General features: G+C 36.6%; 14 protein-coding genes and 1 pseudogene. 12 read left to right on the top strand and 3 right to left on the bottom strand.

Going from position 1 to position 18,492, the window contains the following annotated elements:
* Window positions 1–63: 63 nt before the first annotated feature.
* Complete coding sequence (locus TEPIRE1_RS07800) at window positions 64–654, top strand: nucleoside recognition domain-containing protein (RefSeq protein WP_013778626.1); 591 nt, start codon at window positions 64–66, stop codon at window positions 652–654.
* Window positions 651–1,187 (top strand): spore maturation protein, encoded by a 537-nt coding sequence (locus TEPIRE1_RS07795; protein ID WP_013778625.1) that lies wholly within the window; start codon window positions 651–653, stop codon window positions 1,185–1,187. The genes TEPIRE1_RS07800 and TEPIRE1_RS07795 overlap by 4 nt, the downstream gene beginning before the upstream one ends.
* A 45-nt stretch (window positions 1,188–1,232) precedes the next feature.
* Here TEPIRE1_RS07795 and TEPIRE1_RS07790 read toward each other — a convergent pair whose 3' ends face one another.
* Window positions 1,233–2,780, bottom strand: coding sequence for a methyl-accepting chemotaxis protein (locus tag TEPIRE1_RS07790; protein ID WP_013778624.1), 1,548 nt, complete (start codon window positions 2,778–2,780; stop codon window positions 1,233–1,235).
* Between the two features lie 31 nt (window positions 2,781–2,811).
* Window positions 2,812–3,846, bottom strand: coding sequence for a low-specificity L-threonine aldolase (ltaE, locus tag TEPIRE1_RS07785; RefSeq protein WP_013778623.1), 1,035 nt, complete (start codon window positions 3,844–3,846; stop codon window positions 2,812–2,814).
* Window positions 3,847–4,044: 198 nt separating this feature from the next.
* Here ltaE and TEPIRE1_RS07780 point away from each other — a divergent pair, with 198 nt between their 5' ends.
* From TEPIRE1_RS07780 to tdh, 5 genes are all read left to right on the top strand, one after another.
* Window positions 4,045–4,440, top strand: a complete 396-nt coding sequence (locus tag TEPIRE1_RS07780; RefSeq protein ID WP_013778622.1) for an Asp23/Gls24 family envelope stress response protein — start codon at window positions 4,045–4,047, stop codon at window positions 4,438–4,440.
* A 62-nt stretch (window positions 4,441–4,502) separates the two neighbouring features.
* Window positions 4,503–6,410, top strand: coding sequence for a sigma-54-dependent Fis family transcriptional regulator (locus tag TEPIRE1_RS07775; RefSeq protein ID WP_013778621.1), 1,908 nt, complete (start codon window positions 4,503–4,505; stop codon window positions 6,408–6,410).
* A gap of 311 nt (window positions 6,411–6,721) precedes the next feature.
* On the top strand, window positions 6,722–8,056 hold the full coding sequence (locus TEPIRE1_RS07770) for a four-carbon acid sugar kinase family protein (RefSeq protein ID WP_013778620.1): 1,335 nt from the start codon (window positions 6,722–6,724) through the stop codon (window positions 8,054–8,056).
* A gap of 44 nt (window positions 8,057–8,100) precedes the next feature.
* Window positions 8,101–9,135 (top strand): 4-hydroxythreonine-4-phosphate dehydrogenase PdxA, encoded by a 1,035-nt coding sequence (pdxA, locus tag TEPIRE1_RS07765; protein WP_013778619.1) that lies wholly within the window; start codon window positions 8,101–8,103, stop codon window positions 9,133–9,135.
* Window positions 9,136–9,207: 72 nt separating this feature from the next.
* The gene (tdh, locus tag TEPIRE1_RS07760) at window positions 9,208–10,251 is read left to right on the top strand and encodes an L-threonine 3-dehydrogenase (RefSeq protein ID WP_013778618.1); all 1,044 of its coding nucleotides are present in this window, start codon (window positions 9,208–9,210) and stop codon (window positions 10,249–10,251) included.
* Window positions 10,252–10,579: 328 nt separating this feature from the next.
* On the opposite strand, the pseudogene TEPIRE1_RS07755 reads toward tdh, so the two are convergent.
* A pseudogene (locus tag TEPIRE1_RS07755) lies at window positions 10,580–11,861 on the bottom strand (IS4 family transposase).
* Window positions 11,862–12,027: 166 nt separating this feature from the next.
* Between TEPIRE1_RS07755 and TEPIRE1_RS07750 the strand changes: the two are divergent.
* From TEPIRE1_RS07750 to TEPIRE1_RS07735, 5 genes are all read left to right on the top strand, one after another.
* The gene (locus tag TEPIRE1_RS07750) at window positions 12,028–13,350 is read left to right on the top strand and encodes a GntP family permease (protein ID WP_013778617.1); all 1,323 of its coding nucleotides are present in this window, start codon (window positions 12,028–12,030) and stop codon (window positions 13,348–13,350) included.
* A 473-nt stretch (window positions 13,351–13,823) separates the two neighbouring features.
* On the top strand, window positions 13,824–14,123 hold the full coding sequence (locus TEPIRE1_RS14505; RefSeq protein WP_158505936.1) for a transposase: 300 nt from the start codon (window positions 13,824–13,826) through the stop codon (window positions 14,121–14,123).
* 579 nt (window positions 14,124–14,702) lie between these two features.
* Window positions 14,703–14,933 (top strand): hypothetical protein, encoded by a 231-nt coding sequence (locus TEPIRE1_RS07745; protein WP_015295497.1) that lies wholly within the window; start codon window positions 14,703–14,705, stop codon window positions 14,931–14,933.
* A 237-nt stretch (window positions 14,934–15,170) separates the two neighbouring features.
* On the top strand, window positions 15,171–16,160 hold the full coding sequence (locus TEPIRE1_RS07740) for a zinc-dependent alcohol dehydrogenase (protein ID WP_013778616.1): 990 nt from the start codon (window positions 15,171–15,173) through the stop codon (window positions 16,158–16,160).
* Between the two features lie 461 nt (window positions 16,161–16,621).
* Entirely contained in the window at window positions 16,622–18,034 is a 1,413-nt protein-coding gene (locus tag TEPIRE1_RS07735) for an NAD(P)H-dependent oxidoreductase (RefSeq protein ID WP_013778615.1), read from the top strand.
* Window positions 18,035–18,492 lie beyond the last annotated feature (458 nt).

Here is an 18,492-nt window from a genome sequence, read left to right as displayed (position 1 = left end):
GTTTATAAAAAACAGGAAAGTTCCTGTTTTTTTTTCATAGATATTTAAGGGAGGGAATAGATAATGAATCATATTTTTTCTTTTTTTATTTTAGGAGGTATTGCTGCGGCGGCTGTTAGCGGGAAAATTGATATTGTTACAACTGCTGCTATGACAGCAGCAGGCAGTGCGGTTCAAAGAGCCATAGCTCTTATTGGTATTGTCGGTTTATGGATGGGTATAGCAAGAGTAGCAGAAAAATCCGGTCTTATAGATAGACTCAGTCATGTAATAGCACCGCTTTTTAGCTGGCTTTTTCCGTCTATACCTAAAAACCATCCGGCATTAGGCTGTATTTTAATGAATTTAAGTGCCAATATACTGGGATTTGGAAATGCGGCAACCCCCTTCGGTCTAAAAGCTATGCAAGAACTACAAAAACTCAATAATGACCCTGATACCGCATCTGAGGCTATGTGCACATTTTTGGCAATCAATACTTCAAGCGTTACTTTAATTCCTACAACATTAATAGCATTAAGGGCATCGGCCGGGTCTAAAAATCCATCGGAAATAGTAGGGACTGTTCTGTTTGCCACTACTTGTTCTACTATTACGGCTATTATAAGTGATATGATAATTCGAAATCTATACCGGAGGAGGAAATATAATTGACCTCTGAAATGTTGGGAGAAAGTTTTTCATGGTTTATACCGGGCTTGATTTTTATAGTGGTTTTATATGGGCACATAAAAGGAGTCAGAATATTTGAAGTTTTTATCGAAGGAGCTCAAGAAGGATTTATAATGGCTGTAAAACTTATACCTTACCTTATTGGGATATATGTTTCCGTAGGAATCTTTAGAGAGTCGGGGGCTGTTGATATCCTTGTAAAACTCTTATCGCCCATTTTAAAAGTAATAAAGGCCCCGACAGATGCTCTGCTTTTATCTATAATTCGCAGTCTTTCGGGGCCTGCAGCACTAAGCATGACGATGGAAATCTTTGATACACACGGTCCTGATTCGTTTATTGGAAGATTAGCATCAACAATGCTTGGTTCGAGTGATACCACATTTTATATAATAGCAGTATACTTTGGTTCAGTAGGTATACGAAAAACAAGATATTCGGTTTTATTAGGTTTGCTTGCTGATTTTGCAAGTTTTGTGGCTTCGGTTTACATAGTTAGAAAAGTTTTTTTGTAAAGAATTTATTTTGCTGAAAAATCAATATTAATAGCCATTCTACTCTTACTTTAGGCATATACCGGCACTAACAGCTCCGATAAAGCGGCCTTCTTTGAAAATTGGAGTCGCTACGGTAACCGTAGGTTTTCCGGTAAGAGCCGAAATATACATTTGTGATGTAAAATCATCTCCTTCTTTTGCAGCCTTAAACCAATCTCGAAAAGAAAAATCGGTTACTTCCGAAGGATTAGAATTTGCTACGCTCTTTCCGTAAGCATCAACAGTAATTATACCTGTAAGGTTTGGGAATTCTCTTTTTAATTCATTAAAGATTTTAAGATGGTTTTCTTTTTGCATAGAGAGTATTTCGTTTGACTTGACATGATTTTTAAGCGCATCTAGTACTTTTGATTTGATTTCTGCAGATACGTCGTAATTCCGATTTTGTAGAACTTTCTCCACGTAACCCGATATTTCTGAAGATACTTTTACAAGACTTTCTGTAGTGTTGTTTATATTACTCATTACAGCGGCCTGCTCTTCAGAAACGGCAGCGGTTTCCTGAAAAGCAGCAGATATATTCTCGGTCAGTGATGAAAAATCAACAATTAAATTTTTGATGTTTTCGGTAGCCGAAGCCTCATCTTTTGTAAGTTCATTTATGTGGTCCATAGACTTGAGCGTGTTTTCAATTATTTCAGAAGTAGCCTGCAGTGATTCTTTTGTAGTATTTGCATGTTCTGCCTCTTTTTTTATTTTATTAAAACTTGATACAATTTCTTCTGATAATTTCAATATCCTGTCACTAATATTTTTTATGTTATTTTTAATTTCTCCTGCAGCAGACTGAGCATTTATTGAAAGCTTTCGTATTTCATCGGCGACAACAGCAAATTGCTTTCCGGCATTGCCGGCTCTAGCAGCTTCAATTGCTGCATTTAATGAGAGAAGATTTGTCTGTTGGGCGATGCTTTCGACAGAAGTTATTATCCCGCCGATTTTATCGGTTTCCTGTTTTAAACCCTGAACCCTTTCGGCGGTAACGCTGTTTTCCCGTGAGGTCATTTCAACTGAATGGACAAGATTTTCAATCATTTTAAAGGTTTCGCTTAACGATTTTTGCACCTCAATATTTCCCGAAACAACACTTGCAGTTTCTGAAGCTATGCGGTTGGAAAGGTTGCTGAGATTTTCAACTTCATTGACGGCATTGCTGCATGCTTTTACCTGCTCTTCGGCTCTATGAGCTATATGACTTATGGTTTCGGCAACCTCTTGAGAGGCCTTAGCCGATGTGTCGGTTTCTGAAGAGAATTTCTTGCATAGTTCTTGCAACTGCTCAGACGCTATAGAAAGTTCGCCTACGAGATGCCTCGTGTTTTGGGTCATAGCACTAATTTCTTGGCAAAGTTCGCCTAATTTACCGCCTTTAATGTCATCGAAATTTTGCCATAAAAGCCCGTCGTTAAATTGCTGGAGTCGTTCTATTACTTTGCCAATCTTATCTTTTTCTTTTTTGCTTTTTATAAAGTGTATTATGGCGAAAAGAATAACGACTGCCAAAAGAGTAGCCGTAATATAATTTTCATTTACCATGTTAAAAAACTTCAACAGTAAATCCTCCCTTCAAAAATATCGCACTTTATTTAATAGCAATAGCTTTTACGGCTTCCAAAACTGTATTTATATCTTCTTTTGTAATCCAATAATGGGTTACAAACCTTACAGTTGCTGTACTTCCGCCATTTACCCTTATACCCTTTTCATAAAGTTTAGCTGAAAATTCATTAGCGGACATTTTAAGACCGCTGATATCACATAAGATTATGTTGGTTTGAACAGTTTCCATATCTATATTAACACCCGGGATATTATTAAGTCCTTCGGCTAAAATCCTAGCGTTATTATGGTCTTCGCTTAATCGAGAAGTCATTTTTTCCAACGCAACAATACCTGCAGCTGCTAAAAAACCAGCCTGCCGCATTCCGCCGCCTAACATTTTTCTAAATTTACGAGCCTTTAAAATAAAATCTTTACTTCCGACAACTATAGATCCTACAGGGGCACACAGTCCTTTTGAAAGACAAAACATTACTGAGTCAGCGTAGCTTGCGATTTCCTTTACCGAAACCTTTAAATATGAGGCTGCATTAAAAATTCTGGCTCCATCCATATGTATAGGAATATTATGCTTTTTTGCCACTTCATAAGTGCCTTTAAGCACATCTATAGGAATTACAGTACCACCAGCCCGATTATGAGTATTCTCAAGACATATAAGGCTGGTTTTCGGTTGATGAATATCGTCTTCACGTATAGCTGCCTCGATATCCGAAGGGTCCATAATACCCTTTTTGCCTCGAAGAAGTCTGCCTTGAACTCCTGCAAGTCGAGCTATGCCGCCAACCTCATAGGTTATTATGTGACATTTTTTTTCAAGAATAATTTCATCACCTGGTCGTGTATGTGACATTACACATATCTGATTACCCTGGGTCCCGCTGGTTACAAACATAGCTGCTTCTTTACCGAAAATATCGGCTGCCATTTCTTCCAACCGATTGATGGTGGGGTCTTCACCGTATACATCATCTCCTACTGAAGCATGACAAATTGAATCCCGCATTTCTTGTGTTGGCAAGGTTACTGTATCGCTTCTCAAATCAATATATTTCATAGTGCATCTCCTCATAATTCTAATAAAATCTGTTTTTTAGTTTAGCATATTAATTCTACATTAAAATGGGAAATCCTTTCTGAAAAAAATACACAATGTCATAAAATAAAAAATAAAAAATAAAGAGGTTATTTGCGGTTTATAACGAATATATAATTTAGATGATAATAAATTATATAACAAAGGAGGGCTAATTTTATGAGTGGCAAAACCTTTATAAGTGATTCGGTTTTTATTGAGATAGCAAAAGAGGCTATGCGTAAAGTTGAGGAAGTTTATAAGCAGGATAAAAAGGGAGGCCTTGCAGGTTTCACCAGAATGTTTGTAGATAGGTTTACACCACAGATTTCAGTAAAGAAAACCGATCCGACGGAGTTTGAGGAATCGGAAGGCACTGTGTCTTTTGAGGTAAAAGTTACCGTTTTATATGGTGTTAAGATTCCTGAAGTAGCCGAAAAGGCAAGAGAAAAGATTATCAGTGAAGTAGAAACCCTTACAGGATATACAGTAGAAAAAGTTGATCTTGTTGTTGAAAGAATTATAAAGCCTGAAGATATTCAGGAAGAAAAGCCTGAAGAAAAAGTTGAAGAATAATGGGAACCGCAAGGTTCCCATCTGTGTTTTATTAAACGTTTTTTAAAGAGGTGAAAAGAATCATGCCATATAAAATAGCCATTGTAGCACCATATGTGGAGTTATCGGATGTGGCTCGACACACATGTGATGAACTTGAAGTTGCAGCAAAAATTGTAGTAGGTGATTTAGAAGAAGGTGTTAAAGCTGCAAAAAAGCTTATCGATGAGGGTGCGGAAGTAATAATTAGTCGGGGAGGTACTGCAACGGCTATAACCCGGCAACTAGATGAGCCGGTAGTGGAAATTATAGTAAGCCCTTATGATATTATAAGAGCCGTAGCCAGTGCTAAAAGATGCGGCGATCATATAGGTGTGGTAGGGTTTAGAAATATAATATACGGCAGTAAGAGTCTAGAGGAAGTATTGGATGTAAAAATTGAGGAACTGGAGATAAAAACTGAAGCTGATGCACTGAGTGTTATTAAAAAGGCTAAGCAAGACGGCATACAGGTAATAGTGGGAGATGCGGTATCTGTTCGATACAGCAAAAAAATGGGCTTAGAGTCTGTGCTTGTAACTTCCGGTAAAGAGTCGATAAGTATGGCATTAAGAGAAGCTCAAGAGTTAGTTGCCGTGCGCCGAAGGGAAAAAGCTAAAGCTGAGCAGTTTAAAGCAATACTGGATTTTACATATGAAGGAATTATCGCTACAGATGCAGAAGGCAAAATTTCCTTGGTGAACCCTGCAGCAGAGAAGATATTAGGTAAATCAAAAGTTTCACTTTTAAACCAGCCTGCGGGAAACGTGCTGCCGAGCCTGGCACTAAAAAGAGTTCAAGAACAGGGCAAACCTCTCTTGGGAGAACTTCATCGTATCGGAAGCTCTATGATAGTTCATAATTTAGTCCCGGTAATAACAAACAACGAAACAAACGGAATCGTAATAACATTTCAAGATGCCGGCCATCTGCAGGCTGTTGAAAATAAAGTACGACGGGAACTTTATTTAAAAGGGCATGTTGCACAACATACTTTTGAAGATATTATAACTTGCTCACCGATGATGAAAAAGGTTATCAATCAGGCAAAACAATTTGCACAAGCTGAGGCAGCAGTGGTAGTTACTGGGGAAACTGGTACAGGCAAGGAAATGCTTGTGCAGAGCATACATAATGCGAGCCTCCGAAAAGACGGCCCTTTTGTTGCCGTTAACTGTGCGGCGGTCCCCGAGAATCTGTTGGAAAGCGAGCTGTTCGGCTATGAAGAAGGAGCCTTCACCGGTGCTCGCCGCGGAGGCAAAAAAGGATTATTTGAATTAGCTCACAATGGTACTATATTCTTGGATGAGATTGGAGAACTTCCGCTAAAATTACAAGCCCGCCTTCTTCGAGTTCTTCAGGAAAAAGCCATTATACGAGTAGGCGGTGACAGAGTTATCCCGGTTAATGTTCGCATTATCGCGGCAACTCACAGAAATTTAGAAGAAGATGTTGAAAAAGGCACCTTTCGTCAAGATTTATATTATAGGTTAAATGTGCTTAGATTATTGCTGCCCCCTTTACGAGAACGAAAAGATGACATTCCCTTGCTAATAGACCGCTTACTTGAAAAGATTTGCAGTAAAACTAACAAGGCACGGCCTATAATTACTGATGAAGTATTGCAGATATTTAATGCCTATCATTGGCCGGGAAATGTGAGAGAGTTGGAAAATATGCTTGAACGATTAGTAGTGCTTAAGGGAGGACTACAAATTACTCTGGAAGATATAGATGGAATAAAAGGGATATCTGAAGATAAAATGAATAATAAAGAAACATGCGGCAGTGTTCACATAGAACTAAAAGGTAGCATGGAAGATATGGAAAAGGAAATAGTACGTAAAACCTTAGAGCTTACGGGCTACAATAAAGAGAAAACCTGTAAAAAACTCGGAATAAGCCAGACTACATTGTGGCGGAAATTAAAAAAATGGGATATTGCAAAATGAGATATTTATTTCAAATTGAAAAAAATACATTGTTCTGTTACTACTCAAGTGGAATAGGCTGTTTATCAAGACAGCCTATTTTTCATTTTGAAAAAATCGAATTAAAATAAAGAGAATATTTTAGCTATAAAATTAAAACAGCAAGTTCTTTAAACTCTTGCTATTACTAAGATATAGCTGCTTTTAAAATTATTTATCAACTTTTATTTTAACACTGGCACAGATATTGCAAGCTATTAAATAATGAAAATAGAAATACATTTGACATTCGCTGCACTTTAAAAAGCAAAGCTATCGGAAGGAGTAAATCTATGGGGTACATATCAATAATAGCAGATGATCTTACCGGTGCCAGTGATACAGGCATTCAATTTCGAAAATATGGATTAAAGACCAAAGTTGTAGTAAATTATGATACATTAGGTGAGTTTTTAGATTGTGATGAGATTTTAGCAATTAATTCAAATACCCGACCATTAAATGACGAAAAAGCCTACAAAAGAGTTTTTGATATATGCAATATGCTAAAAAATGCTGGTTTTAGCCGTATATACAAAAAGGTAGATTCAACATTTAGAGGAAATCCGGGAGCTGAACTTGAGGCTGTGATGGATGCGCTTGGTTCAGACTTAGCAATATTAGTCCCGTCTTATCCGGATAATGGACGCTATATGGTAAATGGATATTTAAAAGTTACATCAGTGCCTATTTATAATGATAATAGTGTTGAAAACCTATGCTCATCCAATAAAATGGAACAAGAATTATGCCATGTTCCAACGATTATTCAAAAACAAGTAGGAAGAAAAGTGGGCAACATAGACTTGAAAACTGTTCGTCAAGGTAGTTTTGCAATATTAGGTGCAGTAGATGATTTCCAGAAAAATGGATACCAAATAATAGCAATTGATGCTGTCACGAAAGATGATTTTAACAATATTGCACTTGCTTGCAAGTCCCTGCCGGAAGAAACAGTAATGGCAGGTGCAGCAGGATTTGCCGCATATTTACCTAAGGTGATAGGTCTATCATCTGATAAACTTGCAAGGCTGCCGTCAAAGGAAGGAATTATACTAGTGGTAGCCGGAACATGCAATCAGACAACTCGCCGGCAGATAGAAGAAGTATTAAAAAACATAAATGCTGATTTTACAAAAATCAATACAGAAAAAATAATTAAAGGTATGGCAGCTGAAGAAATACAAGATGTTGTGCAAAAGATTCAAATAAATATTGAAACTCAAAAAACAGCATCTAAGCCATTCATAATAGCGGTGGATACGCTTTTTAAGCCAATAAACGAAAAAGACTCCTCAATAAATAAACAGGGAAAGATTATAGCATCTGCTATCGGTGAAATTGTAGTTAAGCTGGTTGATGAAAAAGTAGTTCAAAGCCTTGTAATAACCGGTGGCGATACGGCTCTTCATGTATTAAGCGCATTAAAAGCGAAGGGTATAGAGTTGAAAGATGAAATCCTAGCCGGTATTCCATTGGGACGATTAATCGGAGGTAAAGCCCATGATATTCCCATTGTGACTAAAGCCGGAGGTTTTGGAACACCGACGGCAATTTTGGAGGTAATTAAACATCTGCAAAATAATATCGAAGCAGAAAAAACATTAAATTTTTTAGAAGAAGTGTAATAATCTATAATACTTAAATTTGTTGCCAAGGAGGTCAATAAATAATGTCTAGTAAAAAGCCCATAGTAGCTATCACAGTAGGTGATCCCTGCGGTATCGGCCCTGAGATAACGGCTAAAGCCTTAAGTAATGCTGAAATATATGATAAATGCAACCCTGTTGTAATAAGTGATGCCGAGGTCATGAAACAAGCGATAAAAATTGCAAAAGTAAATATGCAAATAAACCCTGTGACTAATGTCGAAGACTGTAAATACGAGTATGGGACAATCGATGTATTTGATTTAAAAAATGTAGATGTCGAGAGAATTGAATTTGGTAAAGTAACAAAACTAGGAGGTGAGTCAAGCTTTCAGTATATAGTAAAAGGTATCGAGCTGGCATTGGAAGGCAAGGTGGATGCGGTTACAACAGGTCCGATACACAAACAGGCCATAAATCTTGCAGGACATAAGTATTCGGGCCACACGGAGATATTTGCCGATTATACTAATACCAAAGACTACTGCATGATGCTTGTGGACAAAGATTTTCGAGTTTCACATGTTACAACACATGTGGCCTTTAGGCAAGTGCCGGATTTAGTTACGAAGGACAGAGTTCTTAAGGTAATCCAGCTTACGAATGAAGCAGTAACAAAAATGGGCATAGAAAATCCTCGCACAGCTGTAGCGGGTCTTAATCCACATTCCGGTGAAGACGGCCTTTTCGGACGAGAGGAAATAGAAGAAATTGAGCCTGCGATAAAAGAAGCATCTTCAATGGGAATACAGGTAGAAGGTCCCATACCGCCTGATACCGTATTTGTCAAACTTAGAGGAGGCCAATATGATGCGGTAGTAGCTATGTACCACGACCAAGGCCATATCCCCATAAAACTTGTTGGCTTTAAATACGATGACAAGTTAGGAAAATGGGGCTCCCTCTCCGGCGTCAATACAACTTTAGGATTGCCAATAATTCGGACATCGGTAGACCATGGTGTGGCTTTCGGCAAAGCCGGTAAAGGCACAGCAAACCCCGAAAGCATGATTGACGCCATAAATCTTGCAGCTGTGATGGCTGGTGGGAAGGAATAGGTAAAAAAATTTAAGAATAACACATGTATTTTATATATAATTTTGAAATATTAAAATTGGAGGTTATTAGCCTTGATTGGAGTTATGAAAGGGATTATCAAAGAAAAACCAGAAGTAGGTGCTGCTTATCGTGATAATTTACCAGTACCCGAAGTTAGGGATAATGAGATGCTTGTAAGAGTTAAAGCTACAGCTATATGTGGTACAGATATGCATATATACAATTGGGAAAAATATGCGCAAGAGCGGCTTAAGTTACCCATGGTTTTTGGTCATGAATTTGCTGGTGATGTCGTGAAAGTCGGCTCAATGGTTAAGAATTTTAAGATAGGCGATAGAGTAGCAGGAGAGACGCATATTCCTTGTAATATTTGCTATCAATGTCAAACCGGTAATAAACATATATGTGAGGATATGAAGATAATTGGAGTACACACTCCAGGATCTTTTGCAGAATATATATCTATACCTGAAGATTGTGCATGGAGATTAGACGATAGTCTAAGTTATGAAACTGGGTCTATTCTTGAACCAATGGGGGTTGCTGTACATGGTGTGTTATCTGGCGAAATTGGTGGGAAAACCATAGCTATATATGGTTGCGGCCCGATTGGATTAATGGCAGTCGGTACAGCAGCAGCCTGTGGAGCATCTCAAATTTTTGCGATGGATGTTTTCGAGAAGAAACTGGAAGTAGCAAAGAAAATGAGAGCAGATGTTGTGCTAAAATCTGGTCAAGATGATGTTGTGAAAACTGTGCTCGATGCTACTTATGGACGAGGAGTAGATGTTGTGTTAGATTACTCAGGAAATGCCAAGGCAATCCAAGAGGGATTTAAAATTCTTCAAAAGGGTGGACGTTTTACCATGGTAGGTTTACCTAATAGTCCAGTAGAATTAGACTTAAGCGAAAGCATTATTTATAAAGAAGCTCATGTTAATGGTTCTACTGGGCGTTTGATGTATGAAACTTGGTGGCAGTGCAGTGAATTATTAAAATCAGGCAAACTTGATATTAAACCTGTTATCGGAGGAATTTATCCAATTAAAGATTATGAAAAAGCATTTGAAGCCTTAAAAAACGGAGCTCCAGGCAAAATGATTTTTATTCCTTAGTAAAAAACGTATGTTTATTAGTATTCCTGACTTAACTATGGAATCAGATCAAGATAGTAGACACAAAAAGTTTAACTATTCACAGAGTTGATGCTATGCCTTCATAACATCTTTGCTCTTTAAATTCTTCTGAAATCTTGACCAGTTTTAGACGTCGTTTAACACTACCTTTCATCCTATTTATTTTATCGTGTTAAACTTTCAGTGTCCACAACTATATACTAATATCAATATAAAAAGTTAAATACTTAAACTTCGCACATAAATATTGTCTATGTACCTTGAGAATTCAATATTTGGGATTAAAACAGTATCCCGATTTTTGGCCTTATGCGCATAATTGTAGCCTTTTCTTTAGTTCTTTTGGGAGCGCAGCCATAAATGTTTCCATCAGTTGATCTAACTGTTCAGAAGTTAAGAATAACTTATCCGTAACTGTATCCACGAACACCTGCATCAGTAAGTGAAAAGCCTGAATCCATGTAATATCGGACATCTCATCCGATATATAGTAAAATAGTTCTACAATGTTCGCAGGTCAGATTGTTGACGATTCTCTACAGCCAGTAGCATATACCTAGTAAATACGATAGCCACATGCGCTGTCATTGCATCGTAAGATAAGGAGTTACACCCCTTGCCTAGCTTTAAATACGATTTGCATACTTTAAAAAATACCTCGATATCCCAGCGCTTCCTACATATACGGATAACTTCATCCTCACTGATGTTCATATCGGTTGTGATAATCGCTAGATAATCCTTACGCTTATTTCTATTGCGGACATATACAATCCGAGCAGGGATTGAGTAGTCATCCTTTTTAATAGTGACTTCAACGGAAAGAAGATACCTAGATCTACCTCTACGCTTTTTGTTTTTCTTGTATATCTCTGTTAGTGGTTGCATTTTTCCATCATAGAGATAATGGATTTTTGGTGTTTTCTTTGCCATTGCAATGATATCATAACCCATTTCCTTGATGGAAATCAAAGAAGATGGTGAACAGAACCAAGTATCAAACAGTACATGGGATGCAGGAATCATAGCCATTTTAGCAGCTTTTATCAATTCAAGGGCGACAGTAGTTGCCTTTGTCTGGGCTAAGTTACGCCGAGTATAGCCAGCAGTCCGCTTATCAACGATAGCAGCCTCGTTAATACGATTTTTCTTGTTTTCGGTAGACAACAGGCAACCATTAACCGGGAGAAAAGTATTTTCATCCGACCACCCTAATGTAAGAAGTCTAAAGCCATACTTGTATGTTCTCTTTACATGATCGAATGCTTTGGCTAATAATTCTACTTTCTTAGCACCTGCTCGTTCAAATAGTGTATCGTCCAGTATTAGAACATTCACTCGCTTTTCATCTGTGAGCTTGGTAAGGGTTTCGGATGCAATTTGCGTACTAAGCAAAGTGGTAAACCTAATCCAGTTTATATTGATAGAATTTATAAATCTGTAAACCGTATCTTTTCCAAAATCAGCATAAACAGGTATCGGAAAATGGCTATTACAGAAATGCCTTTGCTTTTGTAGGCATTAGATTCTTTCAATGCGTTCGAAATCCTATATTCTTTGAAAAAACTTTTTATAGATGACGAAACCATCTTATCATTTTGGTTTGTTGGTTTGTCAACTTAATTATACCAAAAATGGTAGGTTCATGCTATATTTATGCCGAATAATGTTGATTTTTCAAGGTTTATAGGCACTTTTACAAGTGCGAAGTTTTAGTTAAATAAATAATCATTAAATTAGCAAAGGAGAGATTTTATGTCCACAGCTTATGTTCTGTCAATTTTTACTATTGTTATCATTGGTATGATCTTATTGATAACAAAACTCAAATTGCATGCAGCAATAAGTATCTTGATTGCCTCTATCGGCTTAGGTATCGGACTTGGAACACCATGGGAGGAATTAGAGGGAACTATTAATAGTGGCTTTGCAGGAACGATAAAGAGCATTGCCATTGTCATTGTACTTGGATGTATATTAGGAAAAGTTCTAGAAGAAACAGGAGCTGCATATCAAATAACAAATTATGCTTTAAAACTCTTTGGAGAGAAAAGAGTTATTTGGGCAATTGGATTTAGTTCACTGATATTAGGTATCCCAATTTGGGCAGACACAGTAGTTATTTTATTAATCCCAATTGTATCATTGCTAGCTGCCAAGACAGGCAAATCAATGATGGCATATGGAACTGCCTTATATTTAGGAGCTCTTGTAACAGCCTCTTTAGTTCCACCAACTCCAGGTCCTATTGCTGCAGCTGGATTACTAGGCGTATCATTGGCTGATGCAATTATTTGGGGTCTAATAGTTGCTATACCAAGTGTATTTATGGCGGTATTGTATTGCAACACTCTTGATGAAAAAGTTTTGCCTAAGGAAGAATATCTCACACAGACATATTTTTTAAATAAAAAATTACCAAGTTTAGCCTCTTCTATATCCCCCATAATTTTACCATTAGTTCTTATTATACTAAATAATATTGTTAATGCTCTCCTTCCTGGAACTAAAGTAGCAAATTTATTTGCGTTTATAGGGTCACCTCTTGCAGCACTACTAACGGGTTGCATCTTTTCCTTAGCACTAACTGGAGAAGAGTGGAAATCTAAAAAAGTACTAAATGATTGGGTTGAAGATAGCTTAAGATCAGCTGCAATGCCAATTGTTGTTACGGGTATGGGCGGAGTTTTGGCAACTTTCATTAAAAACTCCGGAGTTGCTGAAGAAATAGCTGAATTAGTAGTGAGTTTTAATATTCCAGGTATTATTATACCTATTTTAATAGCAGCCCTTATTCATGTAATAACCGGTTCAAATGCCTTAGGGGTTATGACAGCAGCAGCTCTTGTCCAGCCCATGCTAGATTCTTTAAACATCTCTCCGCTTGCTGCATTTCTTTGTTGCGCTACTGGGGCTTTAATGTTCAAACATACTAATTCAAGCGGATTTTGGGTTACAGTAACTATGTCAAATATGGATGCTAGGCAGGGACTGAAAAGTGTTGGAATTGCGTCTACTATTGCTGGATTTACAGGAGCGATTATAACAATAATACTTTATGCAGCTGGCATTATTTAAACAACTATTCGAGTCTTTAATTATACAAGAAATAATAAATACGAATGATGAAAATTCATCAAATATAAAATATTTCGTAAGATAACCTTTAGTTTTTGCTAACGTGGTTAATTGCCAAAACTTTTATTTTAAACTTAATATAAATACTCAACTTTCCCACCCATAAAATGGGCTTGAACCTTGAAAAATTCATATAGAAACGCACTTTAAAACAACAAGAAACCTCCAAAGAATGGTATAATTGAAGTAGACCAAACCCAATAATACCAGTCGCTAAGGAGGTTTCCCATGACCAGATGCTTGATTCTAGAATTGATTATTTCTTTAAGAAGCTTAACATTTCAAAAATGTTGCTTAAATCTAATTTCTACAAGGAATCAGGGGTTTGCTGCGTTGTCATCTTAAAAACATTGTTCTCTCTAGCTTTTCAAGGCAAAAATCTTTATCGAACCTTAGTCCTATAAAGTAAAGATTTGCCTTTTAGGAAAAATACCGCTTATCGCTTCCTTAATGATGGGTGCTTTAACTGGGAAAAGCTACTTCAATTGATAATGACACGTCTGGTTTTATTCATTGACGGTCTAACCGGGGAAAACCGGCAGTCAGTACTGATTTTTGACGACTTGCTTTTTAGCCGTAACCGCAGTAAGAAAGTAGAACTTTTAGCCAAGGTGTTTGATCATACTAGCCATAAATTTTGCAAAGGTTTCCAAATGCTAACTATGGGATGGTCTCGCAAAACACCTTTATGCCTATTTCCTTCTGCTTGTTAAGTTCCCATAATGATAAAAATGTGCTCTGCAAAGCCAAGACGACGGATAAAAGGACCCTTGCTTACAAGCACCGACAATTGGCCAAACAGGAAACTCCCGATGTCGTGTTAACCATGCTTCGCAGTGCAAAGGATATCCCCGCTAAATTTGTGTTGTTTGATAGTTGGTTTACAATGCCTAAGACCGTAATTCGGGTAAAAAGAGAAAATCGTGAAGTTATAGGTATGATCCCGTATTACAGAAAAGATCCATTATCAATACCAAGGTAAATGGCAAAATGTCAAAAGTATCTACCAAAGGATTAAAAAGTCCTCCGATACTAAGGGTATCCTCGGGTCAGCATGTGTCAAACTTAGAGAGGATAATGCCACCACTACTGATAAATTTATTGATGCTAAAATTGTTTTTGTAAAAGACCGTAGTTCGAATAATTGGCCTCTCCTTCTTTGCACTGATATTTCCGTAAGTGATGAAGAAGTCGCTCGGGTCTACGGGAAACGCTGGGATATAGAGGTTTTCTTCAAGGTTTGCAAGTCATATCTAGCCTTGGCTAAAGAGTATCAGGGACGTAGCTATGACATGCAAGTTGCGGCAACAACGATCGTTTTCCTTAGATATGCTATGTTATCTATGGAAGCTAGAAATGCTACCGATGATAGAACTATAGGTGATCTATTTTTCTACCTCAAAGAAGAACTGCAAGACAAAAAGCTTTCTCAGTCGCTGATGCTTTTGATCGATACCCTTCGTCAGACTCTAAGCAAATTGCCTTTGCTCAGTCAGGAAATGGCTAAGATGATACATTTTTGAATACTATACCGCATCCTTTGAGGCAAAAATTATTGTTGTGTGCGTGACTATATAGATTTTTTAAGGTTCAAGCTGCAATTAGCAGGTGGGAAAGTTGAGTATATTAAAACTAAAAACATGAAGGCAGGCTTAGGGGGTAAAGGCTTAAATACTTGCGTAAGCGAGTTATATAAAGCATTGAAGGTCAAGAGTACATCAGTAATTTTACACTACTAAATAATATCAGGGGGAGAACTTATGAAAAAATTTAAAACACTAGCTGCACGCCTAAATGGTCCACGGGATATCGAACTTATCGAAAAAGAGCTAATATGTGACGAAGATGACATAATAGTTAAAAATCATCTTATAGGTATGTGTGGATCGGATAAAAATTTTTATCTAGGGCATTTACCTAAAAAAACGTCTGAATTCCGTCAAGAGCCCAAATTTCCATTTTATTTAGGCCACGAAAGCGGAGGGACTGTAGTTGCAGTTGGCCCAAGAGTTAATGATTATAAAATAGGAGATAAAGTAATTTCTTTCGGATGGAATAATAATTATGCAGAATATTTTAAGGCTAAAGCATTTCAGTTGCAACCAGCTCCCCAAAATTTAGACATAGACCTTGTTTCGTTAGGTGAACCTATTGCATGTGCAATGCATTCTGGCATGAATAGTCAAATTCAGCTTGGAGATATTGTGGTAATTATGGGAGCAGGATTTGCCGGCCAAATTATTGCTCAATGTGCCAAAATAAAAGGTGCTTATAAGGTGATAATAGTTGACGTAATGGATGGCAAACTAGAAATAGCCAACAAACTGGGTTGTGATTATACTATAAATTCAAAAAAAGTTAATGTAAAAGAATTTATTAATGATCTCACCGACGGAACAGGAGCTGATGTCGTAGTAGAAGCTGCAGGCACAGCTGATTCCTATAATACTGCTACAGAAATATTAAAGCACAATGGTAAATTTGTATTTTATAGCTGGGTTACAGAACCTGTAACTTTAAATATTAGCAGATGGCACGATGATGGATTTAGATTTATTAATACTTGTCTTGTACATCATACATGGCAGGAAAGATTTGTTTGGACTTTTGAAGCATTAAAACCTGTAACTCAAGGGTTAATACAAATCAAACAATTAATAACTCATAAATTACCTTTAACAAAATTAAAAGAGGGATTTGACATAGCCGAGAAAGATGAATCAGCTATAAAGATTGTTTTTAGACCATGAGATCAATTATAATTATCAAATCTTAAAAATCTAAAAATCTATATGAGTCTAAAAATATTTCGATAATATAAATCTAAATATGTGATTATTGCATTTTGAAATATTTAAGCTGTAGATGAACAAGAATAAGATATTTAATACTATTTTCGCATTCAAAGGTTGTTATTAACAGGGAAGCTATATTCAAAACTATAATCAAGTCGTAGATAAACGAATATATTTTATAATCATGAATGATGTAGTTGTTTAAATAATTAAATGATGGAAAAGGAGTCACCGGCTACAAAATTTACTTAGATTAAATAAGTCATTACATAAAATTATAAAAATTCATTATACTAATTAATTTTTACTTAATTCGCTATGTAGTGGTAATAAAACTAATAATAAATATCAATTATAAAAATTTAGTAAAAAATTTCAAACGAACTTCAATTTCAATTAAAAAGGAGAGACTTATTTTGACAATTTTTCGATGCATTGACAAATTTAAGAGTAAGGATAATGTTTGTGCCGCTGTTATAGGAGCAGGACATTTTGGAACAGCTATAGTGACTCAACAAAAATATGTTAAAGATTTAATTGTTCCAATTGTAGCAGACCTAAATTTAGATAATGCTAAAAATGCCCTTGTAAAAGCGGGTATACCAGAAAATAAAATAAAATATGTGTGTAACACAAAACAGGCGGAGACAGAAATATCTATAGGAAACTACCTATATACTGATAAAGTAGATATAATATTTAATCTAAAAGCTATAGATATTATTTGTGAAGCCACTGGTGTCCCAGAGGTTGGTTCAAAGCATTGCAAAACTGCAATTGAACAGGGCAAGCATATTGCTCTTATCAGCAAAGAATTAGATTCTGTGATTGGTCCAATACTAAATAAAATGGCAAATGAAAAGGGATTGGTTTTTACCCCAGTTGATGGAGATCAGCATGGGTTATTAATAAATATGTATGAATGGGCTAAAGGTATTGGCTTACATGTTATTTCTGGTGGAAAGGCACGGGATGCAGAATTTGTCTTTGATGAAAAATCTAAGATTGTTTCCGTCAAAGCAGATGGCATTACAGTACATGAAAATGCTGAAGTAAAAGTTCCAGATACCTATATGAAATACTTTGAAATGATACCGAAAGGAAGAACCGAAGAATATCTTAAAAAACGGAAAGAAATTTTAAAATCCCTACCAAATGCTGGAGCTTTCGACTTATGCGAGCTTACTATTGCTGCCAACGCTACTGGCTTAAAACCTTATACTCCCGATTTGACTCAAGGAACTTTAAGAATTACAGAATTGCCTATCGCTTATTGTTCTAAGCAAAATAATGGCATATATGAAGATCAAGAGGGAATTATTGATGTTGCAACTATACTCAGACGCAATGATGAAGCTGGAATGGGTGGCGGGGTATTTTTAATTGTTAAATGTGATAACTCTTATTCAAATTACATATTAACAACGAAAGGCCAAATTTCAAATTATGATTTAAATGCTGCAATTATTTATCGCCCTTATCATTTATGTGGAGTTGAAGTTACAACCTCAATAAAACAAGCCGTTCAATTAGGTATAAGCACAGTCTCCGATGATTACATTCCAAGATACGACTTAGTCAAGAAGGCCAAACGAGATATTAAGGCAGGTGAAGTATTTGGAAATGATCATGATCCAAAATTAGAAGCCATTATAGTTCCAACAACTAAGAGAGCAAGCAATAGTTCCGTGCCTGGCCATATGCTTGATGGGAATAAAGCTAAAAGAGATATCCCCAAAGATACAGTTATAACCTATTCTATGGTAGAGCAGCCAAATAATTCATTATTATGGAATTTAAGGCTCCAGCAAGAAGAAATATTTGATTGATTATAGTTACACTTTTTACAAATACATGTTTGCAGCTCAGTGTTAGTGAGTCAAGTCCAAATTAGCGTGTAATTTCCTCGGTCATCGGTTAACCCCTTAACTCACCCCTAAATATTAGAGTTACAATTATTATTAAGATTCCAAACGTCTAAAGCGTTTTTTAGGGTCACAAAAGAAGCAGATACTAAAGTCATCTGTAAGCGTTTATGCCGCGAAAGGTTGTTTACAGTGAGTGACCCAGTATGGTAGACTAGTGTGCCATGCATCATACTTTTTTTAAATGGTGATGCCGTTGATGCTCTAATCCATGCCAAGCAGAGGCTTGCTGTAAACAACATCGTGGAATAAATGCGATGGTTACAACCTTGAAAATGCAATTTACGCTGCTGTATTACTTCTTGAAGCCTTGTTATTAGTAGCTTGGTAGCATATGTCCATATCAAAGTATTTACGCTGAT

This window comes from Tepidanaerobacter acetatoxydans Re1, from assembly GCF_000328765.2.
Lineage (GTDB): Bacteria > Bacillota > Thermosediminibacteria > Thermosediminibacterales > Tepidanaerobacteraceae > Tepidanaerobacter > Tepidanaerobacter acetatoxydans.
The sequence above is the reverse complement of the archived record's forward strand: the minus strand, read 5'-3'. Positions and strand labels throughout refer to the sequence as shown.

What these genes read in the sequence shown, in the direction of transcription:
- TEPIRE1_RS07800 (WP_013778626.1), top strand. Translation starts at nt 64, where the DNA reads ATGAATCATATTTTTTCTTTTTTTATTTTAGGAGGTATTGCTGCGGCG.
- ltaE (WP_013778623.1), bottom strand. Translation starts at nt 3,846, where the DNA reads ATGAAATATATTGATTTGAGAAGCGATACAGTAACCTTGCCAACACAA.
- TEPIRE1_RS07780 (WP_013778622.1), top strand. Translation starts at nt 4,045, where the DNA reads ATGAGTGGCAAAACCTTTATAAGTGATTCGGTTTTTATTGAGATAGCA.
- TEPIRE1_RS07775 (WP_013778621.1), top strand. Translation starts at nt 4,503, where the DNA reads ATGCCATATAAAATAGCCATTGTAGCACCATATGTGGAGTTATCGGAT.
- TEPIRE1_RS07770 (WP_013778620.1), top strand. Translation starts at nt 6,722, where the DNA reads ATGGGGTACATATCAATAATAGCAGATGATCTTACCGGTGCCAGTGAT.
- pdxA (WP_013778619.1), top strand. Translation starts at nt 8,101, where the DNA reads ATGTCTAGTAAAAAGCCCATAGTAGCTATCACAGTAGGTGATCCCTGC.
- TEPIRE1_RS07750 (WP_013778617.1), top strand. Translation starts at nt 12,028, where the DNA reads ATGTCCACAGCTTATGTTCTGTCAATTTTTACTATTGTTATCATTGGT.
- TEPIRE1_RS07745 (WP_015295497.1), top strand. Translation starts at nt 14,703, where the DNA reads ATGCAAGTTGCGGCAACAACGATCGTTTTCCTTAGATATGCTATGTTA.
- TEPIRE1_RS07740 (WP_013778616.1), top strand. Translation starts at nt 15,171, where the DNA reads ATGAAAAAATTTAAAACACTAGCTGCACGCCTAAATGGTCCACGGGAT.